Source organism: Micromonospora zingiberis (genome assembly GCF_004331455.1).
GTDB lineage: Bacteria > Actinomycetota > Actinomycetes > Mycobacteriales > Micromonosporaceae > Micromonospora > Micromonospora zingiberis.
Window position 1 is genome coordinate 14876 of sequence record NZ_SJJR01000015.1, and the last position, 17370, is coordinate 32245.

General features: G+C 71.7%; 14 protein-coding genes and 1 pseudogene. 11 read left to right on the plus strand and 4 right to left on the minus strand.

Annotation, left to right across the window (positions count from 1 at the left end):
• Positions 1-142 precede the first annotated feature (142 nt).
• Both E0H26_RS20295 and E0H26_RS29385 read left to right on the plus strand, forming a co-directional pair.
• On the plus strand, positions 143-2614 hold the full coding sequence (locus E0H26_RS20295; protein WP_131306018.1) for a RelA/SpoT family protein: 2472 nt from the start codon (positions 143-145) through the stop codon (positions 2612-2614).
• Positions 2615-2727: 113 nt separating this feature from the next.
• Positions 2728-2874 (plus strand): hypothetical protein, encoded by a 147-nt coding sequence (locus E0H26_RS29385; RefSeq protein ID WP_165521931.1) that lies wholly within the window; start codon positions 2728-2730, stop codon positions 2872-2874.
• On the opposite strand, the gene E0H26_RS20300 is transcribed toward E0H26_RS29385, so the two are convergent.
• Both E0H26_RS20300 and E0H26_RS20305 read right to left on the minus strand, forming a co-directional pair.
• Positions 2861-3688, minus strand: a complete 828-nt coding sequence (locus E0H26_RS20300) for a peptidylprolyl isomerase (protein WP_131306021.1) — start codon at positions 3686-3688, stop codon at positions 2861-2863. The genes E0H26_RS29385 and E0H26_RS20300 overlap by 14 nt on opposite strands.
• A gap of 47 nt (positions 3689-3735) precedes the next feature.
• Complete coding sequence (locus tag E0H26_RS20305; RefSeq protein WP_131306024.1) at positions 3736-4653, minus strand: peptidylprolyl isomerase; 918 nt, start codon at positions 4651-4653, stop codon at positions 3736-3738.
• A 245-nt stretch (positions 4654-4898) separates the two neighbouring features.
• Between E0H26_RS20305 and E0H26_RS20310 the strand changes: the two genes are divergently transcribed.
• Both E0H26_RS20310 and hisS read left to right on the plus strand, forming a co-directional pair.
• The gene (locus E0H26_RS20310) at positions 4899-5618 is read left to right on the plus strand and encodes an MBL fold metallo-hydrolase (RefSeq protein WP_131306027.1); all 720 of its coding nucleotides are present in this window, start codon (positions 4899-4901) and stop codon (positions 5616-5618) included.
• Between the two features lie 55 nt (positions 5619-5673).
• Complete coding sequence (hisS, locus tag E0H26_RS20315; protein ID WP_131306030.1) at positions 5674-7002, plus strand: histidine--tRNA ligase; 1329 nt, start codon at positions 5674-5676, stop codon at positions 7000-7002.
• 198 nt (positions 7003-7200) lie between these two features.
• Here the strand turns inward: hisS and E0H26_RS20320 are convergent, their stop codons facing one another.
• A complete protein-coding gene (locus tag E0H26_RS20320; RefSeq protein ID WP_131306034.1) occupies positions 7201-8031 on the minus strand; it encodes an SGNH/GDSL hydrolase family protein in 831 nt (276 codons plus the stop codon).
• A 245-nt stretch (positions 8032-8276) separates the two neighbouring features.
• Here E0H26_RS20320 and E0H26_RS20325 point away from each other — a divergent pair, with 245 nt between their 5' ends.
• The 5 genes and pseudogenes from E0H26_RS20325 to E0H26_RS20345 all read left to right on the plus strand — a co-directional run.
• On the plus strand, positions 8277-9329 hold the full coding sequence (locus E0H26_RS20325) for a S1 family peptidase (protein WP_131306037.1): 1053 nt from the start codon (positions 8277-8279) through the stop codon (positions 9327-9329).
• 217 nt (positions 9330-9546) lie between these two features.
• Complete coding sequence (gene aspS, locus E0H26_RS20330; protein WP_131306040.1) at positions 9547-11352, plus strand: aspartate--tRNA ligase; 1806 nt, start codon at positions 9547-9549, stop codon at positions 11350-11352.
• Between the two features lie 118 nt (positions 11353-11470).
• Positions 11471-12283 carry a sugar nucleotide-binding protein gene (locus E0H26_RS20335; RefSeq protein WP_131306043.1) on the plus strand — a complete coding sequence of 271 codons (813 nt, stop codon included), beginning with the start codon at positions 11471-11473 and terminating at the stop codon, positions 12281-12283.
• A gap of 158 nt (positions 12284-12441) precedes the next feature.
• Positions 12442-13044, plus strand: a complete 603-nt coding sequence (locus E0H26_RS20340; protein WP_131306046.1) for an ArsR/SmtB family transcription factor — start codon at positions 12442-12444, stop codon at positions 13042-13044.
• A pseudogene (locus tag E0H26_RS20345) lies at positions 13041-14264 on the plus strand (MFS transporter); the annotation flags it as partial. The gene E0H26_RS20340 and the pseudogene E0H26_RS20345, both read left to right, overlap by 4 nt.
• A gap of 14 nt (positions 14265-14278) precedes the next feature.
• On the opposite strand, the gene E0H26_RS30340 reads toward E0H26_RS20345, so the two are convergent.
• On the minus strand, positions 14279-14401 hold the full coding sequence (locus E0H26_RS30340) for a GNAT family N-acetyltransferase (RefSeq protein ID WP_276320405.1): 123 nt from the start codon (positions 14399-14401) through the stop codon (positions 14279-14281).
• Between the two features lie 202 nt (positions 14402-14603).
• Here E0H26_RS30340 and E0H26_RS20355 point away from each other — a divergent pair, with 202 nt between their 5' ends.
• Both E0H26_RS20355 and E0H26_RS20360 read left to right on the plus strand, forming a co-directional pair.
• Positions 14604-14801: a hypothetical protein gene (locus E0H26_RS20355; protein ID WP_131306052.1), complete on the plus strand. Its 198-nt coding sequence runs from the start codon at positions 14604-14606 to the stop codon at positions 14799-14801.
• Between the two features lie 75 nt (positions 14802-14876).
• A complete protein-coding gene (locus E0H26_RS20360) occupies positions 14877-16394 on the plus strand; it encodes a replication-associated recombination protein A (protein ID WP_131306054.1) in 1518 nt (505 codons plus the stop codon).
• Positions 16395-17370 lie beyond the last annotated feature (976 nt).

Genomic DNA, 17370 nt, shown 5'->3' on the forward strand with positions numbered 1-17370 from the left:
GGTCCGTCCGGCGGAGCGGCAGGGCACCTCCGGGGCGGGTAGCATTGCCCATTGCTGAGCGGACGGTTACCCGTCCGGTCGGCACGAGACCAGGCCGGCCGGCGCACGGTCGGTTCACTTCCGGCGAGCGGTGAGGAGGCCGGTGTCCCACGATGTCGCCCCTCCGGTGGAGGGCACGGTGCACCCGACAGGCGACGCGGACGGCTCGGTGACCGATCGCAACAGCGCCGCTGCGGCGCCGGGCGGCGGAACCGGCACGGTGCTGCCCAGCGGCGAGGTGGCTCGTACGGCCGTCGGTGCCGAGGTCGTACCCGCCGAGACCGCCCTTGACTCCGCACCGAGCAGTGGCTTCGGGCTGTCCAACGCCCCCACTGGGCGCCGGGTCCGGGCGCGGCTGGCCCGGTTCAACGCGCCCTGGCAGTCTTCGCAGGTCAGCGAGGTACTGGAGCCGCTGATCTCGTCACACCGGGAGAATCACCCCAAGGCTGACGCCCGGCTGTTGCAGCGCGCCTTCGACACGGCGGCACGCTGGCACTCCGGCCAGTACCGCAAGTCCGGTGACCCGTACATCACCCACCCGCTCGCGGTGGCGACCATCCTCGCCAACCTGGGCATGGACACCACCACCCTGGTCGCCGCGCTGCTGCACGACACCATCGAGGACACCGAGTACACCCTCGACCAGATGCGCACGGACTTCGGCGGCGAGGTCGCCCTGCTGGTCGACGGCGTCACCAAGCTGGACAAGGTCAAGCTCGGTGACGCGGCGAAGGCCGAGACGATCCGCAAGATGGTCGTGGCGATGGCCAAGGACCCGCGGGTACTGGTGATCAAGCTGGCCGACCGGCTGCACAACATGCGTACGCTGACCTTCCTGCCCCGCCCCAAGCAGGAGCAGAAGGCGAAGGAGACGCTGGAGATCCTCGCCCCGCTGGCCCACCGCCTCGGTATGAACACGATCAAGTGGGAGCTGGAGGACCTCGCGTTCGGGACGTTGTTCCCGAAGCGGTTCGAGGAGATCAACCGGCTGATCGGGGAGCACCAGCCGCAGCGGGAGGCGTTGCTGCGGCAGGTGACCCAGAAGGTGCAGACCGACCTGAAGGCCGCCAAGATCAAGGCGGAGACCACGGGTCGGCCGAAGCACCTCTACTCGATCTACCAGAAGATGATCGTGCGAGGTCGGGACTTCAACGACATCTACGACCTGGTGGGTGTGCGGATCCTGGTCGACACGGTGCGGGACTGCTACGCCGCGTTGGGGGTCATCCACGCGAACTGGCAGCCGGTGCCGGGCCGGTTCAAGGACTACATCGCGATGCCCAAGTTCAACATGTACCAGTCGCTGCACACCACGGTGATCGGGCCGACCGGTAAGCCGGTGGAGATGCAGATCCGCACGTACGCGATGCACCGTACGGCGGAGTTCGGCATCGCGGCGCACTGGAAGTACAAGGAGAAGGGCACCCAGATCGTCGGCCCGCCGGCGCACATCGACGAGATGACCTGGCTGCGGCAGCTGCTGGACTGGCAGCGGGAGGCGGCGGACCCGAGCGAGTTCCTGGACGCGCTGCGGTTCGACCTGTCCAGCCAGGAGGTGTACGTCTTCACCCCGAAGGGCGACGTCATCCCGTTGCCGACCGGGTCGACGCCGGTGGACTTCGCGTACGCGGTGCACACCGAGGTGGGGCACAAGTGCATCGGGGCGCGGGTCAACGGCAAGCTGGTGCCGTTGGAGTCGACGCTGTCCAACGGCGACGTGATCGAGATCTTCACCTCGAAGTCCGACACCGCCGGCCCCACGCAGGACTGGCTGGGCTTCGTCAAGAGCCCCCGGGCGCGGACGAAGATCCGGCAGTACTTCAACAAGGAGCGTCGCGAGGAGGCGATCGAGGAGGGCAAGGACGCGATCGTCAAGGCGATGCGCAAGCAGGGCATGCCGCTGCAGCGGATGCTCACCTCCGACAACCTGATGGCGATCGCCCGGGATCTGCACCTGGCCGACGTGGCGTCGCTGTACGCGGCGGTCGGCGACAGCCAGGTCTCCGCGCAGTCGGTGGTGCAGAAGCTGATGGCCACCTACGGCGGCGAGGAGGGCGCGGCCGAGGACATCGCCGAGACCGCGGTGGCCACCCGGCCGCCCCGCAGCCGGGCCTCCAGCCACGACCCGGGAGTGGTGGTACGCGGGGTCAGCGACGTGTGGATCAAACTGGCCCGCTGCTGCACCCCGGTGCCGCCGGACTCGGTGTTCGGCTTCGTGACCCGCTCCGGCGGGGTCAGCGTGCACCGCGACGACTGCGCCAACGCCGAGGACCTGCGCGCCCAGGGCGAGCGGGTGGTCGAGGTGAACTGGAAGCTCACCTCCGCCTCGACCTTCCTGGTCGCCATCCAGGTGGAGGCACTCGACCGGCACAAGCTGCTCGCCGACGTCACCCGGGTGCTCTCCGACGAGCGGGTCAACATCCTCTCCGCCACCGTCACCACCACCCGCGACCGGGTGGCGGTCAGCCGGTTCAGCTTCGAGATGGCCGACCCCAAACACCTGGGCCACCTGCTCGCCGCCGTCCGCAAGGTAGACGGCGTCTTCGACGCCTACCGCGTAACCTCCGGCTCCTAACCCCCCCACCCCACCCCCCACCCCCCACCCCCGATCGCGTCGATCTTGCACTTTTGGTCTCCACATAGCGGGACAAAAGCTGCATAAGGGCGACACAAAGTGCAAGATCGCGGGTGCGGGTGCGGGTGCGGGTGCGGGTGCGGGTGCGGGTGCGGGTGCGGGTGCGGGTGCGGGTGCGGGTGCGGGTGCGGACAGCGAAGCGCCCGTCGGCGAGCCGGCGGGCGCTTCGGGGTGAGTTGTGGCGGGTCAGCTCATGGTGAGGTCGGTGATGACGACTTCCTTCTTGGGGTGGCCGCCGCCAGCCTGCTGGGCGAACGCGCCGTCGTCGCCGGCGGTCGCCACCTCGTTGACGATGTCCATGCCACCGGTGATGGTGCCGAGGACGGTGTAGTTCGGGTCCAGCGGCGAGTCGCCGTAGACGATGAAGAACTGGCTGCCGGTGCTGGCCGGCTGACCGGAGTTGGCCATCGCGATGACACCCTGCGGGTACGGCGGCCGCATCTCGGTCGGCAGGTTCTCCTCGGCCATCCGGTAGCTCGGGCCACCGGTGCCGTCGGTCTCCCGCCAGCCGTTGCCGGTGGCGCTCGGGTCGCCGCACTGGAGCACCTTGATGCCCTCGGTCACCAGCCGGTGGCACTTGGTGTTGTCGAAGAAGTTCTGCTCGGCCAGGTGGGTGAAGCTCGCCGAGGTGCACGGCACCGCCGACCGGTCGATTCGCGCGGTGATCGGACCGAGGTTGGTGGTGATCGTCATGGTCTGGGAACCGACCCGGCTCTGCTCGGTGTCCGGCAGCCCGACGTCCTTGGTCGTCGGGGTCCGCTCGCCAGTCGGGATCTCGATCCAGTCACACTGCACCGTGTCTGCGTTCTGGGCGGTGTTGTCGGTGCCGCTGTCGTCGCCGATCAGGCTGCTGGCCAGCCAGACCGTCCCGGCGACCACCAGCAGCAGGACCACGCCGCCACCCACGACCGCCTGCGTCTGGCGGCGCTTGCGGGCCCGGGCCGACCGCTCGGCCATCTCCTTCTCGAGCCGGGCGCGGGCCGCCGCGCGCTGCCGCTCTCTGGTGGACGTCACGCCTCGATCCTCCTGGACTGTCTGTGGATGCCGCTGACCGTCGTGGGTCAACCGGCGTTCGGGCTGGCCTCGGGCGTGCCGGAGACCGCCGGGCTCGGCGTACCCGTGGGGGTGGGATCGGTGGGCGATGCCGGATCCAGCACCGGCTCACCGACGGTCAGGCTCTGGACGACCACGTCGTCGTTCTCCGGCTTGACCTTCTCCCCGGACCCATTGTCCACGGTCGGCAGGGCACCGATCTTCTCCACCACGTCGAGACCCTGGGTGACCCGACCGATGATCGGGTACGCCGGCTCGGCGGTGGTGAAGTCCTTGAAGAAGATCAGGAACTGGCTGCCGTTGGCGCCCGGCGGGTTCGAGATCATCGCGACCGTGCCCTTGGGGTACGTCGGCGGCTCGTCCGGGGCCGGGCTGGCCTGCGGCGACGCCTCAGGCGCGGTCGGCACGTTCTCGCTGTGGAACGTGTACGTCGGACCGCCCAGCCCGGTGCCACTCGGGTCACCGCAGCGCACCGCGCCCTCGGCGGTGATCTCGTGGCACTTGGTGTTGTCGTAGAACGACTGGCTCGCCAGGTGGGCGATGCTCGCGGCGGCGCACGGCGCGGTCGCGAGATCCAACTCGACGTTGATCGGGGCGCCCTGGTTGGTGACCAAGGTCATCGGCCGCGTGCCGGTGATCGGCAGCCCGGTGGTGGCCGGCTCGCCGACCTCCTTGAGGTTGGGGTTGCCCTCGGTGTTCTGCGGGGTCCAGAGGCAGACCTCGTTGCTGGCGGTGTCGTCGGTCGGTTCCCGGTCGAACGCACCCAACGCCCAGGCCGAACCGGCGACGACAAGTACGAGGATCAGGGCGGTACCGACGCCGGCGCGGATCTGCCGACGCCGTTTGACGACGGCGGCCCGGCGGGCCATCTGCCGGTCGAGCTTGGCCCGCGCCAGTTTGCGCTGCCGGTCCCTGCTGGAAGCCACCCGTGCTCCCCTTCCTCTACCCTGGTCGTCAGCCGGTGGTCGCGTACCCGTCGGGCGGCAGGTGCGCCACGCCACACGCCCGCCAGAGTGTACGGGTAGTGGCTGGAAAAGTCGTGTACGAGGTCGATGCTCGGGCTCACCGGCACCCGCCGGTGGCCGGTGGGGCTGGTGGGGCGGACCCGGGAAGGGTCGTCAGCGGCCGGTTAGGCTGCCACCTAAGGACAGTTCGAGGAAGGGGAGCGGACGTGCTCGTTGCCGGCTTTCCCGCCGACGCCTTCGGCACCAACTGCTACGTGGTCGCCACCGCGCCGGGGGAACAGTGCGTGGTGGTCGACCCCGGCATCGGGGTGATCGACCGGCTCGACGCGCTGCTGGCCGAGCATCGCCTGCACCCGGCCGCGGTCCTGCTCACCCACGGGCACCTGGACCACACCTTCTCGGTGGCGCCGGTCTGCGGGGCACGGGGCATCACCGCGTACGTGCACCCGGGGGACCGGGAACTGCTGGCCGACCCGGCCAAGGGGCTGTCGGTGGACCTGGCCCAGATGTTCGGCGGACGGCTGCCGTACGCCGAGCCGGAGGACGTGGCGGAGCTGGCCGACGGTACGACGCTCACCCTCGCCGGGTTGGAGATCACCGTCGACCACGCGCCCGGCCATACCGGCGGGTCGGTGCTGTTCCGGCTGCCCGGCGCCGGCTCGCCCTGGGAGGCCGACCAGGTCTGTCTCTCCGGTGACGTGCTGTTTGCCGGCTCGATCGGCCGCACCGACCTGCCGGGCGGCAGCCTGCCGACGATGTTCACCAGCCTGCGGGACAAGATCCTTCCGCTGGCCGACGACACCGTCGTACTGCCCGGCCACGGCCCCGCGACCACCATCGGCCGCGAGCGCGCCACCAACCCGTACCTCGCCGAGGTGGTCGGGATGGGCGGCGCGGGACCGGCGGCCCCCACCCGCGGCCTGTAGCGGCCGCCCCGAATCTTTCCCCGCGCGGGCCGCGCGGGTCTGTGAACGGAGCATCATGAGCAAGCCCACGCCCATCTCCGGCTTCCCGGAGTGGACGCCCGCCCAGCGGATGATCGAGCAGTACGTCCTGGACCGGATCCGGTCGACCTTCGAGCTGTACGGCTTCGCCCCGCTGGAGACCCGGGCGGTCGAGCCGCTGGACCAGTTGCTGCGCAAGGGGGAGACCTCGAAGGAGGTCTACGTGATCCGGCGCCTGCAGGGCGATGCGGAGGGTCCGGCCGGTGACGATTCCCTCGGTCTGCACTTCGACCTGACCGTGCCGTTCGCCCGGTACGTGCTGGAGAACGCCGGCAAGCTGAACTTCCCGTTCCGGCGCTACCAGATCCAGAAGGTGTGGCGCGGTGAGCGCCCGCAGGAGGGGCGCTACCGGGAGTTCCTCCAGGCGGACATCGACATCGTCGACCGGGACACCCTCGCCCCGCACCACGAGGCGGAGATGCCGCTGGTCATCGGCGACGCGCTGCGTTCGCTGCCGATCCCGCCGGTCCGCATCCAGGTGAACAACCGCAAGATCTGTGAGGGCTTCTACCGTGGTCTCGGGCTGACCGACCCGGAGGCGGCGCTGCGCGCGGTCGACAAGCTCGACAAGATCGGCCCGGCCGGTGTGACGGAGCTGCTGGCGGCCACCGCCGGGGCGAGCGAGGCACAGGCCAAGGCGTGCCTCGCGCTGGCCGAGATCTCCGCGCCGGACGCGTCGTTCGCCGACGCGGTACGCGCGCTCGGGGTCAGCGACCCGCTGCTGGACGAGGGCATCGCCGAGCTGACCACGGTGGTCGAGACCGCCGCCGCGCACTCGCCCGGCCTCTGCGTGGCCGACCTGCGCATCGCCCGGGGCCTGGACTACTACACCGGCACCGTCTACGAGACGCAGATGATCGGGTACGAGCGGTTCGGCTCGGTCTGCTCCGGCGGCCGGTACGACAACCTGGCCAGTGCCGGCAACGTCCGGTTCCCCGGGGTCGGCATCTCGATCGGGGTCACCCGGCTGCTCGGGCTGCTCTTCGGCACGGGCGCCCTGTCGGTGTCCCGGGAGGTGCCGACCTGCGTCCTGGTGGCGGTGACCAACGAGGAGTTGCGGGCCGTCAGCAACCGGGTCGCCGAGGCCCTGCGGTCGCGGGGCATCCCCACCGAGGTGTCGCCCAGCGCGACCAAGTTCGGCAAGCAGATCCGGTACGCCGAGCGGCGGGGCATCCCGTACGTCTGGTTCCCCGGTGCCGACGGCGCCCCCGACGAGGTCAAGGACATCCGCTCCGGCGAGCAACTCGTCGCCGCGCCGGGCGAGTGGACCCCACCCCACCCCGACCTCAAACCCCTCATCGGCTAACCCCCCGCCCCCCTCGCCCCTCGCCCCCACGCCCCGCCCCCTCGCCCCCCGCGATCTTGCACTTTCGGTCGCCGTTACGGGGCTTGTGCCCTGGTTTGCCCCGACGACAAGTGCAAGATCGCGGGGGCGGGGCGGGGCGGGGCGGGGCGGGGTGGGGCGGGGTGGGGCGGGGTGAGGCGAGGGTGGGGTGGGGTGGGGTTACCAGGCGAAGCCGGGGGGATAGGAGACGGTGGCTAGGACCTGCTGGCCGGTGGCGTTGGGGTGGAAGTAGTCCCAGCCGGAGAGTTGGGCGAGGGTGAACGGGTAGCCGAAGACGGCGTTTCCGTCGTACTTGCAGTTCGCGCCGTATGCCGCGCAGGCTGCGGCGAGCTGGCCGTTGAAGTCGACCACCCGCTGCCGGACCCGGTTACGGCGGTCGACGTCGGCCTGGGCGGTGGAGGTCGGGTTGGCCAGGATGGACTGGCAGATGCCGAAGAGGGACCAGGCGGTACGGGCACTGCTGCTGTCCTTGCCGACCGACCAGAGCCGGTGCACGTCCGGAATGCTGATCACGTAGACCTTGGCGTTCGGTAGGCCGGTCTTGAGTCGGGCCAGCGCCGAGTCGATGTTCGCCCGGAAGGTGGCCGGCGAGGTCATCGTCGACTCCGAGCTGGTGCAGGCGTCGTTGGCGCCGATCAGGATGGTCACGTAGCCGACGCCCTGGCTTACCGCGGTGCCGGCCTGGCCGTACAGGTCGGCGGACTTCGCCCCGGTGCGGGCGGCGTTGTGGTTGCGGCCGTTGATCGCCGAGTTGGCCCGGCGGATGCGCAGGTAGTGGCTGTTCACCGTGGAGTCGTCGCCGGTGCTGAACGAGCGGCTGGTGCAGTCGACGTACCACCCGCAGGCGTTGAAGCCGCGGGTGATGGAGTCGCCGAGGCTGGCCATCGAGCTCGGCGGTGGGCCGGGATCGGCGGCGGCGGGGGTGGTGACGAGTAGGACGAGGGCGGTGACGCCGGCGAGGGTGGCCAGCGCGCGTCGGACGAGGGTCATGGTGGCCTCCGGTGCACGGTTGCCGGGTTGTGGCGGTGACCAGAGCGTATAGACGGCTATCTGTGTCCACAATGTTGCGGAGAGATTACCTCGGCCGGGTGGCGAAATTCGGGCAAAGTAGGTCTTGCCTATGATCTTAAATATGTGAATACTTGCCTTCGCTTGGCCGTTTCCCCAGGTGGCCGAGTTGCCCCCTGCCTTGTCGACGTGACAGGGCCCTCCAACCCCCATCGGGAGGCTGTTACATGCGACCCACAAGGTCAATGCTGCGCCGCGTCGTGACCATCGCCGCGGCCGGAACCCTGGTCGCCGGCGTACTGGCCGGCACGCCGGCCCAGGCGGCACCCGCGTCCGCCACACCCGACGCCGCCGCGACCCTCGCCGAGCGACTCGGTGCCCGCGCCGCCGGCGCGTACGCCGATGCCAGCGGCAAGATGGTCGTCGCGGTGACCGACAGCATCGCGGCCCGTCAGGTGGCCGCTGCCGGTGCCACCCCGAAGCTCGTCAAGCGTGGTGCGGCGGAGCTGAATCGCGCCACCGCCGAGCTGGACCGCTCCGCGGCGATCCCCGGCACCGCGTGGTGGGTCGACCCGGCCACCAACCAGGTGGTCGTCTCCGTCGACAGCACCGTCACCGGCGCGAAGCTGGAGCGGGTGAAGGCCGCCGCCGCGCGGACCAACGGCGCGGTACGCATCGAGGCCGAGACCGGTGTGCTGAGCACCCGCATCTCCGGCGGTGAGGCCATCTACGCCCAGGGCGGCGGGCGCTGCTCGCTCGGCTTCAACGTGCGGGCCGGCAGCACCTACTACTTCGTCACCGCCGGGCACTGCACCAACATCGCCGCGAACTGGTACAGCAACTCCGCGCAGACCGCCCTGCTCGGCTCGCGTACCGGCAGTGTCTTCCCGGGCAGCGACTACGGCATCGTCCGGTACGCCAACCAGAGCGTCGTGCAGCCGGGCAACGTCTACCTGTACAACGGCACCTACCGGGACATCACCAGCTCCGGTAGCGCGTTCGTCAACCAGTCGGCGCAGCGGTCCGGCAGCACCACCGGTGTGCGCAGCGGTTCGGTGACCGGGCTCAACGCCACGGTCAACTACGCCGAGGGTCAGGTGCGCGGCCTGATCCGGACCAACATCTGCGCCCAGCCGGGTGACAGCGGTGGCTCGCTGTTCAGTGGCAGCGTCGCCCTCGGCCTGACCTCGGGCGGCAGCGGCAACTGCACCACCGGCGGCACCACGTACTTCCAGCCGATCGGGCCGGTGCTGAGCCGCTACGGGGTCAGCGTCTACTGATCGACCACTCCTGTCCTCTCCTTCCATGGGCGGGCCGCCGGATTCCTCCTCCGGCGGCCCGCCCGCCTGCGTGCCCTGGGTGCGTGTTGTTAATAAGGGGCCCCGCTACTACGCCAGGCGTTAACGTGGGGCCCTTCCTTGCACCCGGCAAACGGCGGCGTGGGCGTGCTGAGAGAATGCCGGAGCAGATGTAGAGCCAGATGAGGAGACGCACGTCGTGATCCGTACCCATGACGCCGGCAGCCTGCGCGCGACGGACGCCGGCACCACGGTGACGCTCGCCGGGTGGGTGGCCCGCCGGCGCGACCACGGCGGTGTCATCTTCGTCGACCTGCGCGATGCCTCCGGCGTGGTCCAGGTGGTCTTCCGCGAGGAGGACGCGCACGCGCTGCGCAACGAGTACTGCGTCAAGGTCGTCGGCGAGGTCACCCGCCGCCCCGAGGGCAACGAGAACCCGGAGCTGCCCACCGGCGAGATCGAGGTGACCGCGACCGAGCTGGACGTGCTCTCCGAGGCGGCGCCGCTGCCGCTGCCGGTGGACGACCAGGTGGTGGCCGGTGACGACATCCGGCTCAAGTACCGCTACCTCGACCTGCGGCGCAGCGGCCCGGCGCGGGCCATGCGGCTGCGTTCGCGGGCCAACCAGCTGGCCCGTACCGTGCTGCACGAGCGGGACTTCCTGGAGATCGAGACCCCCACGCTGACCCGCTCCACCCCGGAGGGCGCCCGCGACTTCCTGGTCCCGGTCCGCCTGCAACCCGGCAGCTGGTACGCGCTGCCGCAGTCGCCGCAGCTGTTCAAGCAGCTGCTGATGGTCGGCGGGATGGAGCGGTACTACCAGATTGCCCGCTGCTACCGGGACGAGGACTTCCGGGCCGACCGGCAGCCGGAGTTCACCCAGCTCGACATCGAGATGTCCTTCGTCACCGAGGACGACGTGATCGACCTCGGTGAGGCGATCGTCGCCGCCCTCTGGTCCGACCTGGCCGGGTACGAGATCCCCCGGCCGATCCCGCGGATCACCTGGCACGACGCGATGGCCCGGTACGGCTCGGACAAGCCCGACCTGCGCTACGGCGTCGAGCTGACCGAACTGACCGACTACCTGCGCGGCACCCAGTTCCGGGTCTTCGCCGGGGCGATCGACGCGGGCGGCTACGTCGGCGCGGTGGTCATGCCCGGCGGCGCCGGCCAGACCCGCAAGGAACTGGACGGCTGGCAGGACTGGGCCAAGGCGCGCGGCGCCAAGGGCCTGGCGTACGTGGTGCTGGACGCCGAGACCGGCGAGGCGCGCGGGCCGGTGGCGAAGAACCTGTCGGCCGAGCACCTGGCCGGACTGGCCGACGCGGTCGGCGCCAAGCCCGGTGACGCGATCTTCTTCGCCGCCAGCGCCGAGACCCGGGAGGCGCAGGAACTGCTCGGCGCCGCCCGGATCGAGATCGCCAAGCGGGCCGGCCTGGTCGACGAGAGCGCCTGGGCGTTCTGCTGGGTGGTCGACGCGCCGATGTTCGAGAAGACCGACGAGGGTGGCTGGACGGCGGTGCACCACCCGTTCACCTCGCCGAACTCGGAGTGGGTGGACCGGTTCGAGGACGCGCCGGACCGGGCCCTGGCGTACGCGTACGACATCGTCTGCAACGGCAACGAGATCGGCGGCGGTTCGATCCGTATTCACCGCCGCGACGTGCAGCAGCGGGTCTTCGAGCTGCTCGGCATCACGCCCGAGGAGGCGCAGGACAAGTTCGGCTTCCTGCTGGAGGCGTTCAGCTACGGCCCGCCGCCGCACGGCGGCATCGCGTTCGGCTGGGACCGGGTCTGCATGCTGCTGGCCGGCGCCGACTCGATCCGCGAGGTGATCGCCTTCCCGAAGACCCGGGGCGGCTTCGACCCGCTGACCGGCGCCCCCACCCCCATCACCGCGCAACAGCGCACCGAAGCCGGCATCGACGCCAAGCCCAAGCCGGCTCAGGCCCCCCACCCCGGCACCGCCGGCCCCGCCGCCCCCGTATCCACCCCCACCTGACCCACCCACCCCACCCCACGGCACCCCCGGCACCTCGCCCCGTTGATCAAGAAGTTTGCGTCATGATCTAGGCGTTTCACCGACGCAAACTTCTTGATCAACCAGCGGGGGGCGGGGGATGCGGGTTCTGGTGGTGGGTGGGAGTGGGTTTCTTGGTCGGGAGGTCTGCCGGCAGGGTGTCGACGCCGGGTGGTCGGTCGTCGGGACGTGCCACTCGGGCGAGGTCGGGGTGCCGGGTGTGGTGGTCCGGCGGGTGGACGTGACGGACCGGGTCGCGGTGCGCACGTTGGTCGCGGAGATACGCCCCGACGCCGTGGTCAGCACCCCCTACCGGTACGCCGACTGGACGGTCACCGCGGACGGGGCGGCGCACGTGGCTCGCGCCGCTGCCGAGGCGGGTGCCCGGTTGGTGCACCTCTCCAGCGACGCGCTGCACGCCGGCCGTCCTGAGGCGTACGCCGATGACGACGCGCCCACTCCGATCTTTCCGTACGGCGCGGCGAAGGCGGCTGCGGAGACGGCGGTACGGGCGCTCGACCCGGCCGCCGTGCTGGTGCGTACCTCACTGATCCTCGGGCCGGGCAGCCCGCAGATCCGACTCTGCCTGGACGCCCTGGCCGGCCGGGGAGTGCTGTTCACCGACGAGCTGCGCTGCCCGGTCGACGTGGGTGATCTCGCCGCCGCCGTGCGGGAACTGGTGCGCACCGACTATGCAGGTCCGCTCAACGTGGCCGGCCCGGACGCGGTCAGCCGGGCGGAGCTGGGCCGGCTGGTGGCCCGCCGGGAGGGCATCGATGCGTCGGGACTGCGGACCAGCACCGGTGCCGCCGCCGCAGTGGTGCGCCCGACCGAGGTGCGCCTCGACTCCGCCCGTGCCGCCGGCCTGCTGCGTACCCGGCTGCGCGGGGTCACCGAACTGTTCGCTGGCTGACCACCTGGGCGAGGGTGGCCGACGGGGGAACTGCCATCGGCCCGGTCACGCCGGCCCGCCGCTCGACGGTTGGCGCCCGGTCCAGCTGCCCGGGCATGGTGCACACCATGTATGCACAATAATTGTGCACAGGTGATGTGCATAGCTACTGTGCATACATGGCGGAGATGTCGAACGGGGCCGAACCGAGGGTCGTGCACGTCGACGCGCGGCAGATCCGGGCGCTCGCCCATCCGCTCCGCGTCCAACTGCTCGGCGCTTTGCGCACCAGCGGGCCGGCGACCGCGACCGAGCTGGCCGCCGAACTCGACACCAACACCGGCGCGACCAGCTACCACCTGCGCCAACTGGCCGAGGTCGGGTTGGTCGTCGAGGAGCCGGCCGAGGGTGCCGGTCGGCGGCGCTACTGGCGTGCCGCGCACGACGTCAGTTCGTGGCAGACGACGGATTTCGAGGGTGACCCGGAGGCCCGGGCCGCGGCGGACTGGCTTCAGGGCAGACAGTTCCAGTTCGTGGCCGAGTTCGCCCAGCGCTGGATCGCCGTGCAGCACGATCGGCCGCGTGAGTGGCGTGCGGCGGTCGACTTCAGCGACACACTGCTCACCCTCTCGCCCGCCCAACTGCGCGCCCTCAACGACGAGTTGTGGGCGGTGATCAAGCGGTACCGAGACGCCGACGTGCCGGAGGCGCCCGACGCGCCCGCCGCCGAGCAGGTCATCCTGTTCGTCGCTGGCTTTCCCCTGGTGCCGGGTGCCCGATGAGCGCGCTCAGCGTCACGCAGATCCGCCACCGTTTCCTGGTCCTGCACGGTCTGCGGTGGCTGCCGGTCGGCCTGCTGATCCCGGTGTTCATCCTGCTCATGCAGGAGCGTGGCCTGACCCTGACCCAGATCGGCCTGGCCGTCGCCGCCCAGGGGGTGGTGGTGCTCCTGCTGGAGGTGCCGACCGGCGGGTTCGCCGACGCGCTGGGTCGCAAGCCGGTACTGGTGGTGGCGAACGCGGTCGGTCTGGCCTCGCTGGCCCTGCTGGTGGTCGCCGACTCGTTGGCCCTGCTGGTCGCCGTCTGGGCGTTGCAGGGCGTGTTCCGGGCGCTGGACAGCGGCCCGCTCGAATCCTGGTACGTCGACAGCACGCTCGCCGCCGATCCGGACGCCGCGTACGAGAAGGGTCTGGGCCAGGCCGGCATGGTCCTCGGCGTGTGCATGGCGGCCGGCGCGCTGCTCAGCGGCGGCCTGGTGGCCCTCGGTCCGGTGGGGCCGGTCAGTGCGCTCAGCACGCCGATCGTGGTCGCGGTCCTGTTGCAGGCGGTTGCCCTGGTGGCGTTGCTGACGCTGCTGGTGGAGCAACGTCCGGCGGCCGGCGCGGGCGCGTTGCGGGCCTCCCTGCGCCAGGCCCCACGGATGGTCGGCGAGGCGTTCGGCCTGCTGCGCCGGTCCCGGGTGCTGCTCGCGCTGGTGGCGGTCGAGTTGTTCTGGGGCTTCGGCATGGTCACTTTCGAGAGCCTGTTGCCGATCCGACTCGCCGAGGTGGTGGGCGACGCCGATCGGGCCGGTGCGCTGCTCGGCCCGGCCAGCACGGCGGCGTGGCTCGCCTCCGCCGGTGGCGCCGCGCTCACGCCGCTGCTCATCCGCTGGCTCGGTGCCGCGCCCGGCGCCGCCCTGTTGCGCGTCGTGCAGGGCGTCACGGTCGTCGGGATGGCCCTGCTCGCCGGACCGGTCGGCGTGCTGATCGCCTTCGTCGCCTGCTACGCCGTGCACGGCGCGTCCAACCCGCTGCACATGGGACTGCTGCACCGACAGGTCGACGGCCCGTACCGGACCAGCGTGATCTCGGTGAACTCGATGGTGGCCATGCCGGCCGCCGCGCTCGGCGGGGTGTTGCTCGGCTACGTCGGTGATCGGGCCGGAGTGAGCGCGGCGATGCTGGTCGGCGCCGTGGTGCTGGCCGTCGCCGCGCCGCTGTACCTGCCGGCGTGGCGGGCCGACCGGGTCGCTGGTCAGGCGTTGCGGACCGAGGTGAGCCGGAAGGTGTCGGTGTAGCCGAGTCGACGGTAGAGCCGGATCGCGCCCACGTTCGCCGGATAGACGCCCAGCGCGACCATGTCGTACCGGGCCGACAACGCCCGGGATCGTGTCCCGCCCGACGGGTACGACCTCGGCGATGATCATGACGGCAGCCTGGAGGTCAACGTCGGGACGGCGGTACGGAAGGGTCCGACCGGGGAGCTTTCGGACCAGGAGCGGTCCACCGTGGAGATTGGTGAGGGGACCGATCGGGTACATGGCGGGCCGACCTACTGGAACCCCCACCGGAGGAACATCATGCTTGCCATCGCCGCCGCCGTGGTTTTCGGCTTCGCGTTGCTGCTCGACCTGCTGGACACCAGACTCGGTGCACCGGACCTGCTCAGCTGGAACACTCTTGTGCTGCTCGGCCTGCTGTTGCTCGCGCTGCACCTGGCCGGTGTCGGACGGCGTGGTGCCCGCTGGTACCGGGGCCGTCGACCCCGGCGGGGGTGACCGAGAAGGATCACTCCGGGCTCGGTCGGCGCCGCGATTCTGGCGTGGTCGGTCGAGCCCGGTACTGTTCTCGTGATGGAGTCCGACACGCTCTTCACCCTGGGTGAACCCGCCGCCGCAGCCAGTGCGGTGACGGGTTCCGGCAGCGTCGGTGGCTTCACTGCGGTGGGCCCGGACGCGCCGCTGCCGGTGCGGATGCGACCGGCGAGCCTGGACGAACTTGTCGGCCAGGAGCACCTGCTCGCCCCCGGCGCTCCGCTGCGGCAACTCGTCGCCGGCGACGCGCCGATGTCGGTCATCCTCTGGGGGCCACCCGGTAGCGGCAAGACCACCATCGCCCACCTCGTGGCCGCCGCCACCGACCGGCGGTTCGTCGCCATGTCGGCGTTGTCGGCGGGGGTGAAGGACGTCCGAGCGGTAATCGAGACCGCGCGGCGGCAACGCCGTTCGGGTGGTCCGCCCACGGTGCTCTTCATCGACGAGGTGCACCGGTTCAGCAAGACCCAGCAGGACTCCCTGCTCGCCGCCGTCGAGGACCGCACCGTCACGCTGCTCGCGGCCACCACGGAGAACCCGTACTTCTCGGTCATCTCACCGCTGCTGTCCCGGTGCGTGCTGCTCACCCTGCACCCGCTCGACGACGCGGCGGTGCGCAGCCTGCTACGCCGGGCGATCACCGACGAGCGGGGCCTGGCCGGGGCGCTCACCCTCGACGCCGAGGCCGAGGAGCACCTCGTCCGGCTGGCGGGCGGGGACGTGCGCAAGGCCCTCACCGCGCTGGAGGCGGCCGCCGGTTCGGCCACCGCGCTCGGAAACGGTCGGATCGACCTGGCCACCGCCGAGCGGGCGGTGGACACGGCGGCCGTCCGGTACGACCGTGCCGGCGACGCCCACTACGACGTGACCAGCGCGTTCATCAAGAGCATGCGGGGCTCGGACGTGGACGCCGCGCTGCACTGGCTGGCCCGGATGCTGGTCGCCGGAGAGGACGCGAGGTTCATCGCCCGCCGGCTGGTCATCTTCGCCAGCGAGGACGTCGGGATGGCCGACCCGAGCGCGCTCGGCGTGGCCACCGCCGCCGCGCACGCGGTGGAGTACGTCGGCCTGCCCGAGGCGCAGCTCAACCTCGCCCAGGCGGTGATCCACCTGGCCACCGCACCCAAGTCGAACTCGGCCACCACGGCGATCGGCGCGGCGATCGCCGACGTACGGGCCGGCCGGGGTGGCGCGGTGCCGCGGGGACTGCGGGACGCCCACTACGCCGGCGCCCGCGGCCTCGGTCACGGCACCGGGTACCGCTATCCCCACGACGACCAGCGTGGCGTGGTCAGCCAGCAGTACGTGCCGGACGACCTGATCGGGATCGACTACTACCGGCCCAGCCAACACGGCGCGGAGCGGTCGGTGGCCACCCGGCTCCCGCTGCTGCGCGGGATCGTCCGTGGACTGCCCGCCCCCGCACCGTCGGGGGCGTCGCCGGGCGGCGGTCGGGCTCCGGCCCGGTCCGGTGTCGACGACACCCAGTCGACGACAGTGGACGCCGAGGCGACCGATGAGATCGGCGATCGCGCCGACGGGAAGGTTCAACAGTGAGATCGCCTGGTTCGGAGCGACCGGAGGACGGCCAGGACGAGCGGCGCGTCAAGGGCCGCCGCTGGGGACGAAGCAAGCCCGAGGCCGACCCGGAGGAGCCGGAGGGCGGTGAGGACTTCGGCTGGATCGACGACCTGCGCTCGGCCAAGCAGCAGCGTGGTGAACTCGGTCCCGAGGGGGTCGTACCGGCACCGGACGGGCCCGCATCGCGGCCGGGACCGGCGGCGCCGCCCGGATCGGATCGTCCCGGTCCGGCGCCCACCGGCCGCCCTGGTCCGGTCCTGCCGGGTCGCCCCGGCCCCGCCTCGGCCGGCCCGGTGCCGCCGAACGGACCGGTCCCGGCTCCCGCCGGTGACGGCCGGGGGCAGTTGGCGCCCGGACGTCCCACCGGCGCCAACCCACCGTCCGCGCCCCCACCACGCCGGGGCGCCGCCGAACCACCCCGCGCTCGCCCGGTGGACGGCCCCTGGCCGGGGGCACCGGCCGTCCGCCCGGCCGCTGGCCCGGTCCCGACGGGTGGTCCCGCCCCGGCTGGTGGTCCCCGCCCGGGTGGCCCGGCGCCGACGGCTGGCCCCGCGCCGACGGGTGGCCCGGCGCCGGCGGGTGGGCTGCACCCGCCCGCTCAGGCGGGCGGGCCTCGCCCGGCTGGGCCCACGCCGGCCGGTGGTCCCCGCCCGGCTGGCCCCGCGCCGACGACTGGTGGGCCTCGTGTGCCTGGTGGTCCCGCAGCCGCCGCCACCCCGTCCGGTCCGGTGCCACCGCCGGGCACCGCGCACCAGCCCTCCGCCGGCGGCCGGGAACGGCCACCCGCGACCCCGGCATACCCCAATGTGCCGAACACGCCGTCCGGGGGATGGCCGCAGGTGGGAGGCGTACCGCCCGCTGGGCGGCCCCGGAGCGAACCGAGGTCCGGGCCGGTGACCGGCGCGCCGCCCGGCCCGCCGGACGGGCCGGTCTCCGGCGCTCCGACCGGCCC